The sequence below is a fragment of the Sphingomonas rhamnosi genome, from assembly GCF_036663615.1.
In the GTDB taxonomy this organism is placed as follows: domain Bacteria; phylum Pseudomonadota; class Alphaproteobacteria; order Sphingomonadales; family Sphingomonadaceae; genus Sphingomonas.
The window spans coordinates 1-19,654 of record NZ_JAXOJJ010000005.1; the positions used below are offsets into that span (position 1 = coordinate 1).

The following is a 19,654-nucleotide window of genomic DNA, read 5'->3' on the forward strand; positions in this document are numbered from 1 at the left end:
TCGACCCGCGAAGCCCCATGATGCGGCGGCCCATGCCGACCGCGAAGACGACCATGCCCCGGCAGACGACATCCACACACCAAAATGCGCTTGCCAAGCCCGCTATTAGACGACGGCTGGTTTCGGCAGGCAGCACACGGGTCGTGAATGACCGACTATGGGTCGTCTCAGACCTCGGTGTGTTCGGCCAGCACGAAAGCGTCTTCAACATCCACGCCGCGGTAGCGGACGGTACCTTCGATTTTCACATGGCCAAGCAGAATTTGAACTGCGCACAGATTGCCTGTGGTGACAGGAGCGGCGATCTCCGTTGATGGGGGCTGGTCTCTCTAATACGGCCTGATCGGTTTCCGGAGACGGGCTCAGACCGTGCTGGATGTCCGGCACGGGTCCGGTCGCCTGCCGATCATACGCTCGCCGATCGCGTGGTCCTCTCAACCTAAAGCAGAAGAATGACGGGGAGGGGGCGGACGTATTGCTCTGCGAGTGCCGCGAGCGTTCGTCTCCCAGCTCTTCGCTTCAGAACATATCCTGGGATAGGCGACCGTCGGCGGGGTAGGGCGGCGACAACTGTAACCGCGGCGAACCGGGAATCGACAAACGATTTGCCCGGCTTGTCCGTCGCTTCGCGCGAGATGCGCTGCTAAGGCGATGCGAAGCTGGGATGACGGGGGCGACGCGAGTGGGGAGAAAGCGGCACTGGGCGATGGCGGTCGCGCTGACGGTGTCCTTCCCGTCGGTGGCCAACGCGCAGACGGCGCTCAGCTTCGATGCAGCGCAGATGCGGCTCGACCGGACGTCGCGCGCGCTCAGTGCCGCCGATCATGGTGTCGATGCGGCGAAGGCGGGTGCAGACGCGCTGCGGACGCTGCACCGGCCGATCGTTACCGCGTCGGCGCAGTATCTCGTCTACGAAAAGACGCTGTCGGTCGACCTCGCGGGCGCGAAGGGCGACGCCCTGGGGAATACCCAGGATTTCCTGGCCTCCTTTCCCGGTAGCGTGCCGCCGGCGTATCAGCAGATCGCCAGCGAGATCACAGGACGGCTGTCGCAGGCGCTGCCGGGGCTGTTCGATGCGATCCCCGACCAGCTCAGCTATCGCTTTCGCGACGAGGTGTTCCGGCCGACCGTGCAGGCGGCGATGCCGATCTACACGGGCGGGGCGATCCCGGCGATCCAGCGCGCTGCGCAAGGCAGCGTCGCGATGGCGGAGGGACGCCGCGCGCAGGTGATCGATCTGGCGCGGATCAACCTGATCCGCGCCTATTTCGGGCAACAGGCCGCCGCCGGGCTGCTCGAGGCGGCCCGCCGCAGCCGCAATGCGCTCGACAGGATTCTGTCCGATTCACGCAAGCTGGAGGTCGCGGGGGTGATTCCGCATGCCCGGACGCTGGAGGTGCAGGTCGCGCGCGACACTGCCGAGCGCACCTATCAGCGCGCCGACCTATCCAGCGCGACCGCGCGCGACGAACTCGCCCGGCTGCTCGAGATCGACGGCACGGTCGTGCCGACGACCGCGTTGTTCGTGCAGACCCGTCCGCTTGCGCCGGTCGAAACCTATCTCGGCAGCGAAGGCACGGCACCGGAGGCCCGGACCGCCGATGCCGGGCGACAGATCGCCGACGCCGGCGTTGCGCTCGCCCGGTCGCGCCGCCTGCCGCAGGCTTATGCGTTCGGCGAATACAATCTCAACCGCTCGAACGCGTTGCCGATCGAGCCGGACTGGATCGCGGGCGTCGGGGTTCGCTACACCATCCTCTCGAACATCGACCGTCGGCGCACCGAAGATGCGGCGCGCGCGCAGGCCGCCGCTGCTGCGGATACCGCCGCCGAAGCCCGCAGGATCGCCACCAGCGCGACGATCCGCGCGTACAATCTCGTCGAGGGCGCGCGCCGCTCGTTCGTCCTGCTCGACAGCAGCCTGATCGCGGCGCGCGAGAATGTCCGCGTCCAGGCGGTGGCGTTTCGCGAAGGCGAGGGGACCGCGACTCCGATGATCGCCGCGCAGGCCGCACTCGATACCGCCGAGGCCCAACGTATCGCCGTCGCCTATGAATATGACCTTGCGCTGGCCGGACTGCTCGCCTCGTCCAGCCGGCTCGACGCGTTCGGCACGCACCTCGCCCAAGCCGACCAGCGCCTGACCTACGGAACCGACCGATGAGCGATCCTACCGCCCCGCCGACCCGCCGTGCGCGCGTGCTGCTCTATGTCGGCCTGATCGTGGTGGGGGCCATCGTCGGGATCGGGCTGTGGCTTGCCAGCCGTCCGGGGCCCGAGCAGGTCCAGGGCATGGTCGAGGCGGACAGCGTCAATGTCGCGACCAAGGCGCTGGCGCGGGTCGACCGACTGCTTGTCGACGAGGGCGCGCGGGTGAAGGCGGGGCAGGTGCTCGCGACGCTGTCGAGCCCGGAACTCGGCAATGCCGAACGTCAGGCGCAGGGTGCGCTCGACACCGCACGGGCGCTCGATGCGGTGGCGCAGGCGGGGGCGCGCAGCGAGGATGTCGGCTCGCTCCGCGCGATCTGGCAGTCGGCGCAGGCGGCGGCGGTTCTTGCCGCGACGTCGAGCCGCCGCGCCGACACGCTCTATGCCGAGGGGGTCATCGCCGCCCAGCGGCGCGACGAGGCGCATGCCGCGCGCGACAGCAGCCGCCTGTCGGCCGAGGCCGCGCGGCTGCAATATGAAAAGGCGCTCACTGGACCGCGCCGGGAGGACAAGCAGGCGGCGGCGGCGCAGGTCCGGATCGCGCAGGCAGGGCTGTCGACCGCGCGATCGCTGATGACCGAGACCCGGCTGGTGTCGCCGATCGACGGCGAGGTCTCGCGCAAATTGCTCCAGCCGGGCGAGATCGTCAGCCCGGTGCTGCCCGCCTATCAGATCCTCGACATCGACCATCCGCGCGTCGAGATAACCGTGCGCGAAAGCCAGTATGCGGGCATCCGCCCGGGCGGGATCCTGGTCGGGCATGTCCCGGCGCTCAACCGCGATGTCCGGTTCCGCATCACGCATATCGCGCCCGAAGCCGCGTTCGCCACGGTGCGGGCGACGCGCCAGTCGAGCGGCTACGATGTCCGTGCGTTCGGTGTCCAGCTGCGCCCCGCCGAGCGCGTCGCGGATCTGCGCCCGGGGATGAGCGTGCTGTTCGACTGGGCGCGATGAGCGCTTTTAGGCAGGCGCTGGCCGCGGAACTCGCGCATCTCTGGCGCGACCGATTCGACCTCGCGCTGCTGACGTTGGTGCCGCTGGTGTGCCTCGTCGTGATGGGAGGGATGCTGTCGCCGGGCTCGCCGCGCGGTCTGGGCGTGGTGATCGTCGATCAGGATCGCAGCGCCGCGTCGCGGTCGATCGTCCGCGCGATCGGCGCGGTCGATGCGCTGACCATCGTCGATGACGTGTCAAGCCTGTCGGAGGGATTTTCGGCGATCCGCCGCGAGCGGGCCGTTGCGGTGGTCGTGCTGCCCTCGGGTCTCGGCGGCGCCCGCACCGCGGCGACCCCGCGCACGATCGAGATATTCTACCAGACCGCCTTCCTGTCGACCGGTGCGCTGACCTCTGCGCTCCTCCAGGCGACGATCACCGCGGATTTGGTGCGACAGGCGCCCGCGAACGCCGGCCTCGCGGGTATCGCGTTACTCAGGGTGCCGTTGCCGGGTGTGCAGGTGACTCTGCTCGGCAATCCGTCCGCCAGCCTCGAATGGTATCTCGGCCTGCTGATCGGTCCGGCGATCCTCCACCTGCTGATCGCCGTGACGTGCGCCGCATCGCTGGGGCGCGAGCTGGTCGCCGGGTCGATGGGCCCCTGGGCCGCACGGGTCGGCACACCGGCGATGGCCGCGGCGGGGCGACTGGCGCCGCATGTCGCGATCGGTACGCTCTGGCTATGCCTGTGGCTGCTGTGGCTGACCCTGGGGCAGGGGTTCGCCTTTGCCGGCGCAATCGGTCTCGTCGCGCTCGGCGCCCTGTTGCTCTTCATCGCGACCGCGGCGATCGCGACGTTGCTCGTCACTCTGACCGGCGAGGTCGCCACCAGCCTGTCGGCGAGTGTGATCTATGCCGGGTCCGCGCTCGCCTATTCGGGTGCGTCGCTGCCGATCACCGGCGGCGTCGCGGTCGCGCGGATCTGGAGCGCGATCCTGCCGCTTACCCATTACGTCACGCTCGAGATGGATCAGACGATCGGCGTGGACATCGGTATCTGGGCGAGGCAGGCGGCGATCCTGGTGCTGGCCGCACTGGTCGCGGGGGGCGGAGCGACGCTGTTGCTGCGCCGGCAGGCGCGCAGATCGGCATGATGTTCCGCCAAGCCTTCGAAGGCGCGCTTCTCGAAATTCTCAGGACGCGCGATCTGGTCGCGGTCGCAGTGGTCTCGGTACTGTTCTACGCCTTCTATTATCCCGCGCCCTATGCGCACCAGGTCGTCGAGCGTCTGCCGATCGCTGTGGTCGACGCCGATCGAAGCGCCGTGTCGCGCGCCATCGTCCGCAACCTCGACGCGGCGCACGAGGTAGAGATCGCCGCCGACGTTTCGGACATGGCCGCGGCCCGCGCGCTCGTCCGCAACCGGCGGGCGGAGGGCATCCTGTTGATTCCGCACGATCTCGGCGCGTCGTTGATTGAGGGGCGGCCCGGCGCCGGCATCGCCGTTTGGCTCAACGGCGCCTACCTGCTCCGCGCGGAGGCGGTCGGAAAGACGGTCGGCACGGCGATCGGTGCGACGCTCGAGAGGCGGCTATCGGGTCTCGCGGGATCCACAGCCTTCCCGGTCACACCGGTCGTCACCCGCCCGCTGTTCAACACGACCGAGGGCTATCGCGACTATATCTTCCCTGCTGTCGCGAACATTATCCTGCAGCAGACGCTGCTGTTCGCGGTGGCGCGTCTGATCGCCGAGCGGCGCCGCACGGGCCGGTGGCAGCGCGGAACGTTTCTCGGCGTATGGGCCGCGTGTGCGACGATCGGCACGCTCAGCGCGCTGTTCTACTTCGGCCTGATCTACTGGCTCCAGGACATTCCGCACGGCGGCAACATCCCCGCGCTGCTGCTGACCGTGCCGTTGTTCGCCGCGACCGTGTCCGCGCTCGCGCTGATGGTCGGCAGCTTCGTGCGAAGCGGCGACGATGCGCTGAAACTGCTTATCCCGACCTCGATTCCGTTCGTGTTCCTGTCGGGGTTCGCGTGGCCGCTGGTCGCGATGCCCGGCTGGGTCCAGGCGATCGCGTGGATGATCCCAGTCACCCCGGCGACGCACATCTTCGTACCGCTCAACCAGATGGGCGCATCGCTGGGCGAAATCCGCGGTGCGCTCGCGATTCTGTTCGTACAACTGGCAGTGTTCGGATCGGTGGCGCGCTACCGTTTGCGGTGAACACCACGGCAGTTTGTGACGATATCCGTCGCAATATTTCTGACATGTAACCGTCACTTTCGCGAAACGCCCAGGCCGCCAAAGCGCAACATGCGCTCTCTAGAGCCCCGCTCGGTCGGACCGGACGGTCCGGGGGGAGAACACGACATGTTGCACTATTCGCGCCTGCTTTTGGCGACGCTGCCGCTCACGCTCGCCGCGCTGGGTACCGCTTCGCCGGCTAGCGCGCAGGTCAATGGTAGTCCGTCCAACACGGGCGAGCAGGCATCCGCCGCCGATACGGACGCCAAGACCGGGGATGAAATCGTCGTGACCGGCACCTATGCGCGCAGCCTCGCCGCGGCGACCGAAACCAAGCGGCAGGCCGCGTACGGCGTGGACGCGATCAACGCGACCGACATCGGCAAGTTTCCCGCCCAGAACGTCGCCGAGGCGCTGCAGCTCGTCCCCGGCGTGACGATTACCCGTCCGCGCGGCGAGGGACTCTATGTCAGCGTCCGCGGTCTGGGTCCGCAGTTTCTGAGCACGCTGCTGAACGGTCGCCCGGTCGCGATCAACGACCTGATCGAGAATGGCGGCGCCAACGGACGCCAGTTCCGCTTCGAGATGCTGCCGGCCGAGTTCGTGTCGCAGATCGACGTGGTCAAGACGCCGACCCCGGACATGACCGAGGGCGCGCTGGGCGGCAACATCGACGTGAAGACGTTCCGCCCGCTCGACGTGGGTACCAAGACGACGCTCAACCTGCGCGGCACTTATACGACACTGACCGACAAGGTGAAGCCGAACGCCACCGTGCTGACCAGCGCCAAGACCGACGACGGCACCTTTGGCATCCTCGCCGCCGCGCAATATTGGGGCAAGGAGGTCCGCAACGACCGGGCCTACAACACCGGCTGGTATCTCGATAAGTTCGTGTCGGCGCTCGGTACCGGCTTCTACACGCCGGGCCGCACCCGGCCGACCGTCGAAACCGAGGATCGCAAGCGCCTGTCGGGGATGATCTCGGCGCAGTGGAAGCCGAGCTCCGAGTTCGAAACGACGCTGGACGTGCTCGCGACCCGTCTCGACATCGCGTATGACGAATATGGGCTCGACATTTATCCCGACGACAGCAGCGTCGCCGGCCACAAGCCGGTTCTGGTGCCCGGCTCGGTCAAGCTCGACGGCAGCACCGTCGTCGCCGCGACAATCAACGACGTGCGCTTCATGGGCACGCGCGAATACAGCCTCAACCGCCACGACCTGATCACCGTGGGCCTGAAACAGGCCTGGACACCCGAGGGGTGGAACGTCGTCGCCAACGCCAACTGGTCGTACGCGCACAGCTATCACCCGAGCTATGCCGAGGGCACGGTCCGTAGCCGCATCCAGTTCTTCGCGCCGCTGAGCTATGACACATCCGGCGGGTACAAGGTGGCACCGACGATCACGACCCCGGTCAACGTGCTCAACCCGGCCAATTACACGCTCTATCCCTTCAATATCGCGCCCAAGAACAGCCGGGATTGGGACAGGTACGGCCGGCTCGACGTCGATCACGAGATGGGCGGCCTAATCACGAAGCTGGCTGCCGGCGGCGAATATCACTGGCGCAAGCGCGATTACCGCCGGCGCGATTTCACCGTCAGTCCCGCCGCCGGGACGGCGCTGAACAGCTTCGCGCCCAACGGTTTCGAACAGATTCCGTTCGACGATTTCCTGTCGGGCGTCGGCGGCAATTATCCGCGCACCTGGATCGTCCCGATCACCAGCGTCTTCTACGACAAGCTGTTCACCGACGCGATTGCCAACAGCCCGCTGGCGGCGGGAGATCTGCGCGCGTCCTATGTCGTGACCGAGAAGACCGCGGGCGGCTATATCCGTGCAGACTATGCCTTCCCCGTCGGCAGCGTCGCGGTCACCGGCAATCTCGGCGTCCGCTACGTCCACACCGACCAGGTCGCGAGCGGCACGCTGACGACGGGCAGCGTCCCCACACCTGCCAGCTTCCCGCAGACGTTCAGCAACTGGTTGCCGAGCTTCAACCTGCGCGCCGAACTGACACATGACCTGGTCGGGCGCCTGGCGGCAAGCCGGGTGCTGACCCGGCCGAACGTGACGCAGAGCGCGCCGCAGATCAGCGTCTCGACCGACCAGGCAACCGCGAGCGGCGGCAACCCGGCGTTGCAGCCGTTCCTCGCAACGCAGTATGACGGGTCGCTCGAATGGTATTTCAACCGTTCCGGATCGCTCACGGGCGCGCTGTTCTACAAGGCGCTGGACGATTACATCACCGCACAGAACATCAACATCGAGATACCGGGCCGCGGCACGGTATTGCTCAGCACGCAGGTAAACGGGGGCAAGGCCAAGGTCTATGGTGCCGAGGCGGCGTACAACCAGGTGTTTACGTTCCTGCCGGCCCCGTTCGACGGGCTCGGCGTCCAGGCATCCTACACCCACACCTCGGTCCAGGCGAACTACACCGCCGGCGCGCGGCCGATCAAGGACCAGCTGATCGGGTTGTCCAAGAACAGCTTCAACGTGGTCGGCTTCTACGACAAGGGTCCGCTCGCGGCACGGATTTCGTACACCTGGCGCGACAAGTATCTGGCGGGCACCGGCAGCACGACCCAGGCGACGACCTATGTCGCGGCGTTCGGATCGCTGGACGGCAACGTCTCGGTCCGGGCGACCGACCAGCTGACCTTCAGCGTCGAGGCGATCAACATCGCGAACGCCAACAGCTACAGCTACAACGAGAAGGAACTGCAGTTCGGCGAGATCAACAATTACGGTCGCACGATCCTGTTCGGCGTGCGGGCGGAGTTCTGACGATGAAGGCCCTGTTCCTCGCCGCCGCCGCGTTGCTGTCGACCGGCGCGACGGCGCAGCGTGCGATGAACGACATCCAGGTGGTCGGATCGCACAACAGCTTCAAGGCGCGCATCCCGGCCGCGGTGATGGCCAGGATCCGTGCTGCCGGGCCCAAGCTGGCGGAAGGGCTGGACTATTATCACCTGCCGCTGACGCAGCAGCTCGATCGCGGCGTGCGCCAGATCGAGATCGACATCTTCGCCGATCCGACGGGCGGGCGCTATGCGTCGCCCAAGGGGGAGGCGTGGGCGAAGGCCGCCGGCGAAACCACGCGGTTCGATCGTGCGGGGATGCTGAAGCCCGGCTTCAAGGTTTTTCACATCCCCGATGTCGATTACATCAGCACCTGTGTAACGCTGGTGCGATGCCTGGGTGAAGTGGATCGCTGGTCGCGGGCGCATCCCCGGCATCTGCCGATCATGATCACGCTCAACGCCGCCGACACGCCGTCCGACCGGCCGGGGATCAGCACACCGATACCGCTCGACGACCGGGCGCTGCTGGATTCGCTCGACGGCGAGATCCGGTCGGTGTTGCCGGGGCGCCGGCTGATTACCCCGGACGAGGTGCGCGGCACGGCGCCGAGCCTGCGCGACGCGGTCCATCGCCAGGGCTGGCCGACGCTTGGGGCCGCACGCGGGCGCATCTTCATCCTGTTCGACGTGCGCAAGCCGGTGTCCGATGCGTACCGGGACGGTCATCCCTCGCTCGCCGGACGCGCGATGTTCGGCTGGTATCCCGACGATCAGCCCGAATCGGCGATCCAGATCGTGCAGGATCCGCTGGTCGACGGCGAACGTATCCGGCGCTGGGTGCGCGAGGGGGTGATCGTGCGCACGCGGACCGACGCGAACACCGACGAGGCGCGCCGGCATGATTACACCAAGGCCGCCGCGGCGATGGCGAGCGGCGCGCAGGCGGTCAGCACGGACTATTATCCGGGTGCACCCGATCCGCTTCACACCGGCTTCGCGGTGACGCTGCCGGGCAAGGTGATGGCACGCTGCAGCCCGGTGCGCGTTGCCGGCGGATGCAGCTTGCAGCCATGAGGGCGGGGGGCGAGTCCCGATCGGGACGCGTCGCGCTTGCCGGCATCTTAGGCGCTGCCTGGGTTCTGGTCGGGTCCATCGCGGTTGCTGCGCCTAAGCAGACCCTGGTCGTCGAGCGGGCGGTACTGGTGATGCGTCACGGCATCCGCGCACCGCTCGATGGCGAGGTGCCGGCGGGAACGCGCACCGGTGCACCCTGGCCGACCTGGCCAGTGGCGCCGAGCCGGATCACGCCGCATGGCGCGCGAGCGCTCGAACAGGTTGCCGCCTACGATCGACAGATGCTTGCGGCGCGTGGGCTGATGAAGGCGGACGGATGTGCGGCGCGAGAAGTCCGGATCCGATCCAACAGTTCGGACCGGACGATCGCCAGCGGCGAGGCCTATGCGGCGGGCTTCGCGCCGGGCTGCTCGCTCGCGATCGAGCATCGCCCGGTCGGCACCGCGGACCCGATCTTCGAACCGCTGCGAGCACGGGTAACGGCGTTCGATCCGGCGGCCGCGATCGTTTCGATCAATCGTGAAACAGGGGGTATGGCGGCACTCGTACGACGCCACGCGACCGCGCTCGCCCGGCTCGATCAGGTGCTCGACTGCAGTCAGCCTCCCCGGGAATGTTTGCCCGCGCAGGCACCCTCGATCCGCGCCAGTTCCGACGGCCACGACCTTGTCCTCGCCGGGCCGATCCGATCCGCCTCCGGCATCGCACAGGTCCTTTTGCTGGAAGAGGTCGAAGGTCTGCCGCGCGCGAATGTTGGCTGGGGCCGGACCGATCCAGCAACGTTGAAGCAACTCGGCGCGCTCCACGCCGCGCTGTTCGCCGTCTACACGCATCCGTCGTACATGGCCGCGCACCAGGCCGCTGTCCTCGGCCGGGAGGTGCTGTCGGCCCTCTCATCCAAAGGGCCGCGGCTGACGGTCTTCATGGGGCATGACACCAACGTCACCGCGCTCGCCGCAGCACTCCGCGTCGATCTGAAGGCGCCGGGCTATGCGACCAACGACGTCCCACCCGGCGGCGCGCTGCTCCTCGAACGCGTGCGTGACACACGCACGGGCGTTCGCTTCGTGCGGGTATCCTACCGCACACAGTCGCCGGAAACGCTGCGCACGCTCGGACAAGCGGTCTCGCTCACGGCGTTGCAGATCCCTGGTTGCGCGGGCTACTTGTGTCCTGCGGCGACATTTTCCCGACTGCTCACGTTACGGCTCGCGGCGTTACAGATCGTCAAATGACGCTCATTGCAGAACCAATGCCGCCGAACGCCACAGAACAAAAATCAGTCCAGGGCATTTCGGTGCCACGCATGCTTCCGACGAAACTCTTATAAGATGAACGGCTAGCCGGAACTGGGCAGGGCAATCGCTAGCGAATGTCCACCGATGGTCTACGCTGCCGCGAAGATTCCAGTCTGCTCGCGCGCAGTTGTCGCCGATAGACCGCAGCTTTTGCTCTTCGGCGCGATATCTAAGGTTTCGACCGATAGCGGTTGTTCAAAGCCCTCGATGCCCTTGCGCCAGAGCAAGAACGCAGCTTAGTGGGAGCCTGCAGCCTATATAGTCTGCGCGCCGATCCGTTCCGCCAGCATTCGGCCCGAGCGCCACGCGCTTTCGACCCTGGGCGCGAGAAGCCAGTCTCCGACCGCGCCAATCCGGGTCTTCCCGTTCCACAACGCGCCGTGCCGCGTGGCGGTGGCGCGCGCGTAGCGCCAGCGGTGGCCGATGCGCACGATCGGGTCGGGTAACGCGGCGCCCGCCACCCGGCCGAGTGCCGACAGCAACGTGGCGACCACCGCATCGCTATCGTCCTCAAGATGTTCGCGCGACCAATCGGGCGTTGCTTGGAGGACCCACGCCTCGACCTCGCCGCGGCCGGGCTTGACGTTGTTGCGCGCTGCCCAGCTCAAAATGCCGGCGTCGCGCACCACGTCTGCGGCAAGCGGAAGGCGCTGGTCGAACGCTAGCATCGCCGTCCAGCACGGTGCGGAGGGACAGGCCTGCGCCATCGCCGCCATCGCCGGATCGTGTGCGATCAGCAGCGGCGCGGCCTGTTCGGCCGGGGTCGCGACGACGACGGCATCGAACAGCGTATCGGACACCGGATCGACCACCCAGCATGGCCCGACCCGGCGGATGGCGTGGACCGGTGCATTCCAGCGTACGGGCAGGGACTGCGCCATCGTGCCGACGACCGAACTCATGCCCGGCGTCCCGACCCAGGCAGCCTCGCCGGCGCTAGGCCAGGGCGCGACGACGTCTGCGACTTCCCATTCTCGCACCGCCGCGGCAAAAGCGGGATCGCGCGCCGTGAAATATTGCGCGCCGTGATCGAACGCGACCTCGCCGATCGGGGTTTCCGCGCGACGCGTTGCCATCCGTCCTCCCGCACCGCGGCCCTTGTCGAACATCGCGATGTCGTGCCCCTGGCGCTGCAAGGCCTCGGCGCAGGACAGGCCGGCAATCCCCGCTCCGATGATCGCGATCTTCATTCGCATTCTCTTGCACAATCCTGAGCGAACCGGCGACGGTCGCTTCCCCGATCGCCGCCGGCCATCCGCTCAGGTCTTGGGCAGAAGAACGGCGTCGATCACGTGGATCACGCCGTTGGTGCAAGCGATGTCCGCAGTCACCACCTTGGCGCTGTCGACGGTCACGCCGTCGGTACCGTCGACATGAACGGTTGCGCCGCCGGCGGTCGCGGGATCGAGCACCTGTCCGGCAACGTCCGCCGCCATGACCTTGGCGGGCAGAACGTGGAGCAGCAGGATTGCGGTCAGCTGATCCTTATTCTCGGGCTTTACGAGCGTCTCTACCGTGCCGGCGGGGAGCGCGGCGAACGCGGCGTCCGTCGGTGCGAAGACGGTGAAGGGACCTTCGCCCTTGAGCGTGTCGACGAGGCCTGCCGCAGTCACGGCGGCGACGAGGGTCGAGAAGCTGCCCGCGGCAACCGCGGTGTCGACGATATCGTGTACGGAATCGGTCATTGGGGTGTCCTCTAAATTCTGCGACCCGGACCGTGCGAGCCACCATCCACGCGGGATGGCGATCGGACAGGGCCGGTGGCGACGATCTGACACCGTTAGAGCGCGTTCCCAATACGGGCTTTGGGACCTCTCGACTTTGCCTCCCAACCCTTTGGATTGGCGCCACGGCGCGCAAGTCCGTTCGTCAGCGCGCCGGACAGGTCGTCCCGGCGCCACCGTCCAGGTCGAGGCATCGTCCGTCGAGCCCCTTCACCGGCAGTCCGATCGTCGCCGCCAGCGTCGGCGCAATGTCGACGGTTTCGACCGATAGCGGCTGTTCGAAGCCTGCCATGCCCTTGCGCCAGAACAGGATCGGCACGCGGCGGTCATAGTCCCACGGGCTGCCGTGCGTCTCGACATAGCCGATTCCGGGGTTCTCGATCGTCGTGACGCGCGGCTTGAGCAGGATCAGCAGGTCGCCCGAGCGCGCCGGGTCGAACGATGCGCGTGCGCGCTCCAGCAGCGTCCAGGTTTCGGGTGGGCTCGTCGGCATCGCCTGCGCGGCGATCTGGTTGCGCGGGAAGGCGGCGGCGACCTGCGGCATCGCGGCGTAGCGGCGCGTCGCTTCGGCAAGCACCTTCGCGCGCATCGGGGCGGGCAGGTCGCGGTCGACATAGATGTCGCCTTCGGCCGAGAGCAGCACCGGGCCCTTCAGTTTCAGGTCGGCGGCGATTGCGGCGGCGACCTGCTTGGTCTGCGCGGTCGGGGCGATATGCTCCTCCATCGGCATTGCGCGCTGCTGCTGGCGTTCGGTCATGTCGTGCGCGCCGTGGTCGGCGGTCAGCACCACCTCGTAATCGACGCCGGTCGAATCGAGCACGTCGAGGAACCCACCGATGGTGCGGTCGAGCTCGTCCATCTGGATGCACATCTCGGTGCCCTGTGTGCCCAGGCTGTGACCGATATAGTCGGTCGCAGATGCACCCACCGCAATGATGTCGGTCTGCGGACCCTGGCCGAGCTTCATGTCCTGGACGAGGCCGGCGGCCATCGCGAACACCGCGGCGTCGCTGGCAGGAGAGGCGCGGAAGCCCTTCAGATCGCCTGCGGCGCGTTCGAAGCGGCCTTGGCCGTAGACCTTGCCCGCGACCGCGATCGGTCGGTCGAGCGCCTTGCACCAGCCGGGCAGGGGCAGCGCCGCCTGGGGTTGCGCGAGCATCGCGGTGACCGCGTCGCGGGTGCGCTGGACCACCGGGGGCACCGCGCGACCGGCATAGCTCGCATAAGTCTTGCCGTCCCACCACCAGATCTCGTCGACCTTGTGGCCGCCCATCATCACCGCGGCGCGATCCTTGCCCGCGACCGAGACGACGCGGGTGCGCGGATCGGCATTCTTCATCATCTCGCCGAGCGTCGGCACCTTCAGATGCTTGTCGGTGACGGTGTAGCTTTCATGCGTGCTGCCGGGGACGCTCTCGTCCTCCGCGCAATAGATGATCTTGTCCTCGAGACCGACGGTCTGGTCGACCCAGTTGTTGGCGACGATGCCGGTGTGGGCGGGACGCATGCCGGTGAGGATCGTCGAATGCCCCGGGCAGGTCTCGGTCGCGGCGTGCGCCTGATAGCCGTTGGGGAACACCACGCCGTTGAGCAGCCGCGCGATGCCGCCGGTGTAATGCTGGCGATATTGCTGGAACAGGTCGGCGGAGAACTGGTCGACCGAGATCGCCACGATCAGCTTCGGCGCGGACTTTGCCGGTGCCGCCGGCGCGGGAGCCGGGGCAGTCTGGGCGGCGAGGGGCGCAGCGGTCGCGAAGAGGGCGGCGGCAATAAATGCTTTCACGGGCAGTCCTTGAAGCGGGGGCAACGCGGCCGCTATGGCTGGCGGCGATGATCGAAACAAGAATGGCCATGCGCACGCTTCGTTGCGTATTGATGACGGTGCTGCTCGCGCTCTGCGCGCCGGCGTTCGCGGAGTCGCTCAACGGGTCGAGCCAGCATCTGTCGATGCGGCTGGTGGCCGAGAGCGCGACGCCCAAAGCGGGGGCGCCGCTGACGCTGGCAATCGCGACGACGCCGGAAAAGGGCTGGCACGGCTATTGGCGCGTGCCTGGCGATGCGGGGTTTCCGGCAACGTTCGATTGGACGCTGCCCAAAGGGATGACCGCGGGCGAGCCCGAATGGCCGGTGCCGACGACTCTGCTGATCGCGGGGTTGATGAACTATGTCTATGAAGCGCCCTATGCACCGCTCGTGACGGTCCAGGTGCCCGCGGGGCTGGCAGCCGGGACGAAACTGCCGATCCGGTTGAAGACGTCGTATCTGGTCTGCTCGGCGACGATCTGCGTTCCCGAGGAACAGGCGTTGTCGCTCGATCTGGTCGTCGGCGACGGGGCGCCTGCCGCCGCGGATGCATTCGCAGGCTGGCGTCGCGCGATCCCCAAGCCGCTCGATGCGCAGGCGACCTATGCGGTCAGCGGCGACGGCCTACGGATCGCGGTGCCGATCCCGGCGAGCGCCGAGGTCAAGGATGCGTTCTTCTTTCCGGTCACGGTCGGCGCGATCGACTATGCTGCGCCGCAGACCGTGACGCGGACCGGCGACACGCTGACGATCGCGACCAAGGGCAAGCCGAGCGGGCCGATCGAGGGCGTACTGCGGATCGGCGACGGTCTCGGGCTGTCGGTCAAGGCCGCGCCCGGGGTGTTGTCCCAGGCGGCGCCGACCGAGAGCGTCTGGATCACCGCGCTGGTCGCGTTCGCGGGCGCCGTGCTCGGCGGACTGATCCTCAACATCATGCCGTGCGTGTTCCCGATCCTCAGCCTGAAGGCGCTGAGCCTCGCGCGTGGTGGCGCCAGCGAGAAGGAGGCGCGCGGCGAGGCGCTCGCCTATACCGCGGGCGTGGTGCTGGTGTGCCTGGGGCTTGGTGCGGCGATTCTCGGCTTGCGGGCGGGCGGGTCGGCGGTCGGCTGGGCGTTCCAGCTGCAGCATCCCGCGGCGATCGTCGTGCTGCTGCTGCTGAGCGTCGCGATCGCGTTCAATCTGAGCGGGTTGTTCGAGGTGCCGACGCCGCGGTTCGCGGGCGAAAGCGGCGCGAGTGGCGCCTTTGCGACCGGCGCGCTGGCGGCGTTCATCGCAACGCCGTGCACCGGGCCGTTCATGGGCGCGGCGTTGGGCGCGGCACTGGTACTGCCGTGGCCTGCGGCGTTGGCGGTGTTCGCGGGGCTGGGGATTGGCCTTGCGCTGCCGTTCCTGGCGATCGGGTTCGTGCCGGCGTTGCGGCGGTTCCTGCCCAAGCCCGGGGCGTGGATGGAGACGTTCCGCCGCGTGCTGTCGGTGCCGATGTTCCTGACCGCGATCGCGCTCGGCTGGGTGCTGGGGCAGCAGGCGGGCGTGGAGGCGCTGACGCTGGCGCTGGTTGCGGTGCTGGCGATCGGGGTGGTGCTGTGGATCGGCGGGCTAAGACAACACAAGGGCAAGGCGTTCGGCTGGGGCGCGCTGGCGGCGTTGGCCTTGGTGTTCGTCGGAAGCGGTGTGCTGATCGCGCGCGCACCGGCCGAGTCCAAGACTGCGACGGCGGGGGACGAGGCGTTCAGCGAGGCGAAGCTCGCGTCGCTGCGTGGCGAGAAGCGGCCGGTGTTCGTGTACTTCACCGCCGACTGGTGCCTGACGTGCAAGGTGAACGAGAAAGCGGCGATCGAGACCGCCGGCGTGCGCGACGCGTTCGCGAAGAACAGGGTTGCGGTACTGGTGGGCGACTGGACCGATGGCGATCCGGTGATGGGGCGGTTCATCCAGGCGCATAACCGTGCGGGGGTGCCGTTGTACCTCTATTATGCGCCGGGGGCGGCAGAGCCGACGGTCTTGCCTCAGGTGCTGACGCCTGGGTTGCTGGCGGGGCTGGGGGCGTAATCCGGACCTGCCGAAATCCCGTCATCTCCGCGCAGGCTGGGATCTCGTGAGGCTGGCGTGGCGCATAGCCGCGGGAGACCCCAGCCTGCGCTGGGGTGACGGAATGCTGCAGGACGCCTTTCGATGTACGTGCCCCCCTTGTGCCGCACCCCTCCGCAGTGCAGCATGGAACCTTAACCATGACCGGAGACTTTATCGTTTCGATGGTGACACAAGCGTTCGATGAAATCATGGGTAAACCGGGCGCGGAAACCGCCCGTTCCGAACTGGTGGCGCTTTGCAGGTGGATCCACGACACCCCCGACGCGGAATTGCGGCGGCGGCAGGAGGCGGCTGAAACCACCTTTCGCCAGCTGGGCATCACCTTCGCGGTGTACGGCGAGGAAGAAGCCGCCGAGCGCATCATTCCGTTCGACATCGTACCGCGCGTGTTCCTGCACGACGAATGGAAGCGACTGTCCGAGGGGTTGGTGCAGCGCGTCGAGGCGATCAACGCGTTCCTTGACGATATCTATGGCGAGCGGCGGATTCTGAAGGAGGGCATCCTCCCAGAGGATCTGGTGCTCGGCAACGCGCAGTTCCGGCCCGAGATCGCCGGGATGCGGCCCCCCCACGGTGTGTGGGCGCACATCTGCGGGATTGATCTGGTACGCACCGGGCCCGACGATTTCTTCGTGCTGGAGGACAATGCGCGCACGCCGTCGGGCGTCAGCTACATGCTCGAAAATCGCGAGGCGATGCTGCGGCTGTGCCCCGAACTGTTTCGCCAGTTCCGCGTCGCCGCGGTCGATAGCTATCCCGATCTGCTGCTCGAGACCATGAAGTCGGTCGCGCCGCACGGCACGGGATCCAACCCGACCTGCGTGCTGCTGACGCCCGGGCATTACAATTCGGCCTATTACGAGCACAGCTTCCTCGCCGATTCGATGGGGATCGAGTTGGTCGAGGCGGCCGATCTGGTGGTCGACGACGATATCGTCTGGATGCGGACGATCGCCGGGCGCGTGCGCGTCGATGTGATCTATCGCCGGATCGACGACGATTATCTCGATCCGTTGGTGTTTCGCCCGGACAGCGCGCTCGGCGTGCCGGGGCTGATCGCCGCCTACGCCGCGGGCAATGTCGCGATCCTCAACGCGCCGGGCAATGGCATCGCCGACGACAAGGCGATCTACAGTTACATGCCTGACATCGTGAAATTCTACTCGGGCGGCGACTGCAAGCTGCCCAACGTCGAGACGTGGCGCTGCCGCGAGCCGCAGTCGCTGAAATATGTCCTTGAGCACCTCGACGAGCTGGTGGTGAAGCTGGTCGACGGGTCGGGCGGTTACGGCATGCTGGTCGGGCCGACTGCGTCCAAGGCGGAAATCGAGACGTTCCGCGCTGCGCTGGTCGCCGAGCCGCAGCGCTACATCGCGCAGCCGACGCTGGCGCTGTCGACGGTGCCGACGATGGCGGATGGCGGGCTGAGCCCACGACACGTCGATTTTCGGCCGTTCGTGCTATCCGGGGCGAAAGGGGTCCAGGTCGTCCCCGGCGGGCTGACCCGCGTTGCGCTGAAGGAGGGCTCGCTGGTGGTCAATTCGAGCCAGGGCGGCGGGACCAAGGACAGTTTCGTGCTGATGGCCGACCAGACCCAACGCACCACACGTGGCGGGATGACCCAGACCATGGGTGGAATGACGCAGTCGCTGGGAGACGTCGGTTGATGCTCTCGCGCACAGCATCGTCGCTGTACTGGCTGGGTCGTTATTTCGAGCGCGCGGATTTCATCGCTCGGCTGGTCGAAGCGACCGTGCGGCTCGACGTGCTGTCGTCGCAACCGGCGGGCGAGGCGGCGTGGCTGTCTGCGCTCACGGTGACCGAGACCGATACCGCCTTTGCCGATCGCGGCGGCGAGCTCGATCAGGCGCAGGTCGTGCGGTTCCTGACGCTCGACGCGCGGCACCCCGGGTCGATCGCCCGCTGCCTCGACATGGCGCGCAACAACGCCAAGGCGGTGCGGACCGCGCTGACCCGCGAGGCGTGGACGACGATCAACCGCGCTTGGCTGTTGTTCGAGAACCGTGCCAGCCCGCGTGGCGCGACCGAGACGCTCAACCTGGTCGAGGCGGTCAAGAACGAGACGCGCGGGTTCGAGGGCGCGGTGCACCGCATGCTGCGCAACCAGACGACCTGGTTCATCCGGCTGGGGCAGGCGGTCGAGCGCGCGGACAACACTGCGCGATTGCTGGACGTCAAATACCATATCCTGCTTCCCGAAGGGCAGCAGGTCGGCGGCGCGATCGATCGCGACCAGTGGACGACGATCCTGCAGACGGTGTCCGCGGTGACCGCCTATCGGTGGCTCTATACCGAGGGGCTGCGGCCGGCGGACGTGATCGACCTGCTGATCGCCCGGCCCGAACTGCCGCGCAGCCTGGCGGCGTCGGTTGAGGAGACGGTGGACGTGTTGAACCTGCTTGCCAAGCGCACCGGCCATCACGGCGAGGCGGACCGGATGGCGCGGATGCGCGCAGCGCGGCTGGCCAAGACGCGATCGGGCGAGGTGATAGCGTCGGGGCTGCACCAGTATCTGCAAGCCTTCATCCACGAGAACGGGCTTCTCCACGCGGCGATCGGCCGCCAGTTCAAGTTCCTCTGATGCGGCTGTCGATCAATCACCGCACCGTCTACCGCTTCGCGGTGCCGCAGGCGCGGTTGGTGCAGATGCTGCGGCTGACGCCCGAGAATTCGCACGACCAGACCGTCGCGTCGTGGCGGATCGATGTCGATTGCGACGCGCGGCTGCGCACCGGGCGCGACGGGTTTGGCAATGTCGTGACGATGCTCTACGCCGACGGGCCTGTCGAAAGCATCGCGATCACCGTGCACGGCGAGGTTTTGACCAGCCATTCGGACGGTGTGCTCCACGGCGTGCACGAACCGCTGCCGCCGGCACTGTTCCTGCGCGCGACCGATGTGACCCCGCATGATGCTGCGATCGCCGCCTTCGCCACCGATGCGGTGGTCGGCGCGCAGAGCCGGGTCGGCGCGCTGCACCGGCTCAACGCGGCCTTGCACGCGCGGTTCACGTTCGACTCGCGGCGTCCCGAACCGGGGCGGACCGCGGCGGCTGCGTTCCGGCTCGACACCGCGACCCCGCGCGATATGGCGCAGATGTTTGCGGTGGCCGCGCGCGCGCTCGGGTCGCCGGCGCGCTACGTCTCGGGCTATCTGCATACCGACCGCAATGGCGAGCACCGTCCGACACCGCATGGCTGGGCGGAGGCGCATGTCGACGGGCTTGGCTGGGTCGGTTTCGACCCCTGTTCGGGGCTGTCGCCCGAGGAACATTATGTCCGCGTCGCGATCGGGCTGGACGCGGCGAGCGCAGCCCCGATCGCGGGATCGCGGCTGGGCGACGGCGCCGAGGAACTCGATGTCGACGTGGTGGTGGTCCAGGCGGACGACGGCTGACACAAAAAGGCCGCGGCGCCCCCCGGTGCCGCGGCCTTTCGCCCG

15 protein-coding genes are annotated in these 19,654 nt (G+C 67.6%); 12 read left to right on the plus strand and 3 right to left on the minus strand.

What is annotated here, in order from left to right:
- The 8 genes from U1701_RS18735 to U1701_RS11695 all read left to right on the plus strand — a co-directional run.
- A partial coding sequence (locus U1701_RS18735; protein WP_443026042.1) for a hypothetical protein occupies positions 1-314 on the plus strand: 314 nt, incomplete at its 5' end.
- A 368-nt stretch (positions 315-682) separates the two neighbouring features.
- Positions 683-2,164 carry a TolC family protein gene (locus U1701_RS11665; RefSeq protein WP_332782738.1) on the plus strand — a complete coding sequence of 494 codons (1,482 nt, stop codon included), beginning with the start codon at positions 683-685 and terminating at the stop codon, positions 2,162-2,164.
- Complete coding sequence (locus tag U1701_RS11670; protein WP_332782739.1) at positions 2,161-3,162, plus strand: HlyD family secretion protein; 1,002 nt, start codon at positions 2,161-2,163, stop codon at positions 3,160-3,162. The genes U1701_RS11665 and U1701_RS11670 overlap by 4 nt, the downstream gene beginning before the upstream one ends.
- A complete protein-coding gene (locus tag U1701_RS11675) occupies positions 3,159-4,295 on the plus strand; it encodes an ABC transporter permease (protein WP_332782740.1) in 1,137 nt (378 codons plus the stop codon). The genes U1701_RS11670 and U1701_RS11675 overlap by 4 nt, the downstream gene beginning before the upstream one ends.
- Positions 4,295-5,368 carry an ABC transporter permease gene (locus tag U1701_RS11680; protein ID WP_332782741.1) on the plus strand — a complete coding sequence of 358 codons (1,074 nt, stop codon included), beginning with the start codon at positions 4,295-4,297 and terminating at the stop codon, positions 5,366-5,368. Before U1701_RS11675 ends, U1701_RS11680 begins: the two co-directional genes overlap by 1 nt.
- A gap of 147 nt (positions 5,369-5,515) precedes the next feature.
- Entirely contained in the window at positions 5,516-8,185 is a 2,670-nt protein-coding gene (locus U1701_RS11685) for a TonB-dependent receptor (protein WP_332782742.1), read from the plus strand.
- A 2-nt stretch (positions 8,186-8,187) separates the two neighbouring features.
- A complete protein-coding gene (locus tag U1701_RS11690) occupies positions 8,188-9,276 on the plus strand; it encodes a Ca2+-dependent phosphoinositide-specific phospholipase C (protein ID WP_332782743.1) in 1,089 nt (362 codons plus the stop codon).
- Positions 9,273-10,511, plus strand: coding sequence for a histidine-type phosphatase (locus tag U1701_RS11695; RefSeq protein ID WP_332782744.1), 1,239 nt, complete (start codon positions 9,273-9,275; stop codon positions 10,509-10,511). Before U1701_RS11690 ends, U1701_RS11695 begins: the two co-directional genes overlap by 4 nt.
- 317 nt (positions 10,512-10,828) lie before the next feature.
- Here the strand turns inward: U1701_RS11695 and U1701_RS11700 are convergent, their stop codons facing one another.
- The 3 genes from U1701_RS11700 to U1701_RS11710 all read right to left on the minus strand — a co-directional run bounded on the left by U1701_RS11700 (position 10,829) and on the right by U1701_RS11710 (position 14,081).
- Complete coding sequence (locus tag U1701_RS11700; RefSeq protein ID WP_332782745.1) at positions 10,829-11,764, minus strand: NAD(P)/FAD-dependent oxidoreductase; 936 nt, start codon at positions 11,762-11,764, stop codon at positions 10,829-10,831.
- A gap of 69 nt (positions 11,765-11,833) precedes the next feature.
- A complete protein-coding gene (locus U1701_RS11705; protein ID WP_332782746.1) occupies positions 11,834-12,259 on the minus strand; it encodes a fasciclin domain-containing protein in 426 nt (141 codons plus the stop codon).
- Positions 12,260-12,443: 184 nt separating this feature from the next.
- Positions 12,444-14,081 (minus strand): alkaline phosphatase family protein, encoded by a 1,638-nt coding sequence (locus U1701_RS11710; RefSeq protein ID WP_332782747.1) that lies wholly within the window; start codon positions 14,079-14,081, stop codon positions 12,444-12,446.
- Positions 14,082-14,149: 68 nt separating this feature from the next.
- Here U1701_RS11710 and U1701_RS11715 point away from each other — a divergent pair, with 68 nt between their 5' ends.
- The 4 genes from U1701_RS11715 (at position 14,150) to U1701_RS11730 (ending at position 19,609) form a co-directional block, all read left to right on the plus strand.
- Positions 14,150-16,150 carry a protein-disulfide reductase DsbD family protein gene (locus U1701_RS11715; protein ID WP_332782748.1) on the plus strand — a complete coding sequence of 667 codons (2,001 nt, stop codon included), beginning with the start codon at positions 14,150-14,152 and terminating at the stop codon, positions 16,148-16,150.
- Positions 16,151-16,353: 203 nt separating this feature from the next.
- Entirely contained in the window at positions 16,354-17,859 is a 1,506-nt protein-coding gene (locus tag U1701_RS11720; protein ID WP_332783046.1) for a circularly permuted type 2 ATP-grasp protein, read from the plus strand.
- A complete protein-coding gene (locus U1701_RS11725) occupies positions 17,859-18,794 on the plus strand; it encodes an alpha-E domain-containing protein (protein ID WP_332782749.1) in 936 nt (311 codons plus the stop codon). The genes U1701_RS11720 and U1701_RS11725 overlap by 1 nt, the downstream gene beginning before the upstream one ends.
- Entirely contained in the window at positions 18,794-19,609 is an 816-nt protein-coding gene (locus tag U1701_RS11730; RefSeq protein WP_332782750.1) for a transglutaminase family protein, read from the plus strand. The genes U1701_RS11725 and U1701_RS11730 overlap by 1 nt, the downstream gene beginning before the upstream one ends.
- Positions 19,610-19,654: the final 45 nt, after the last annotated feature.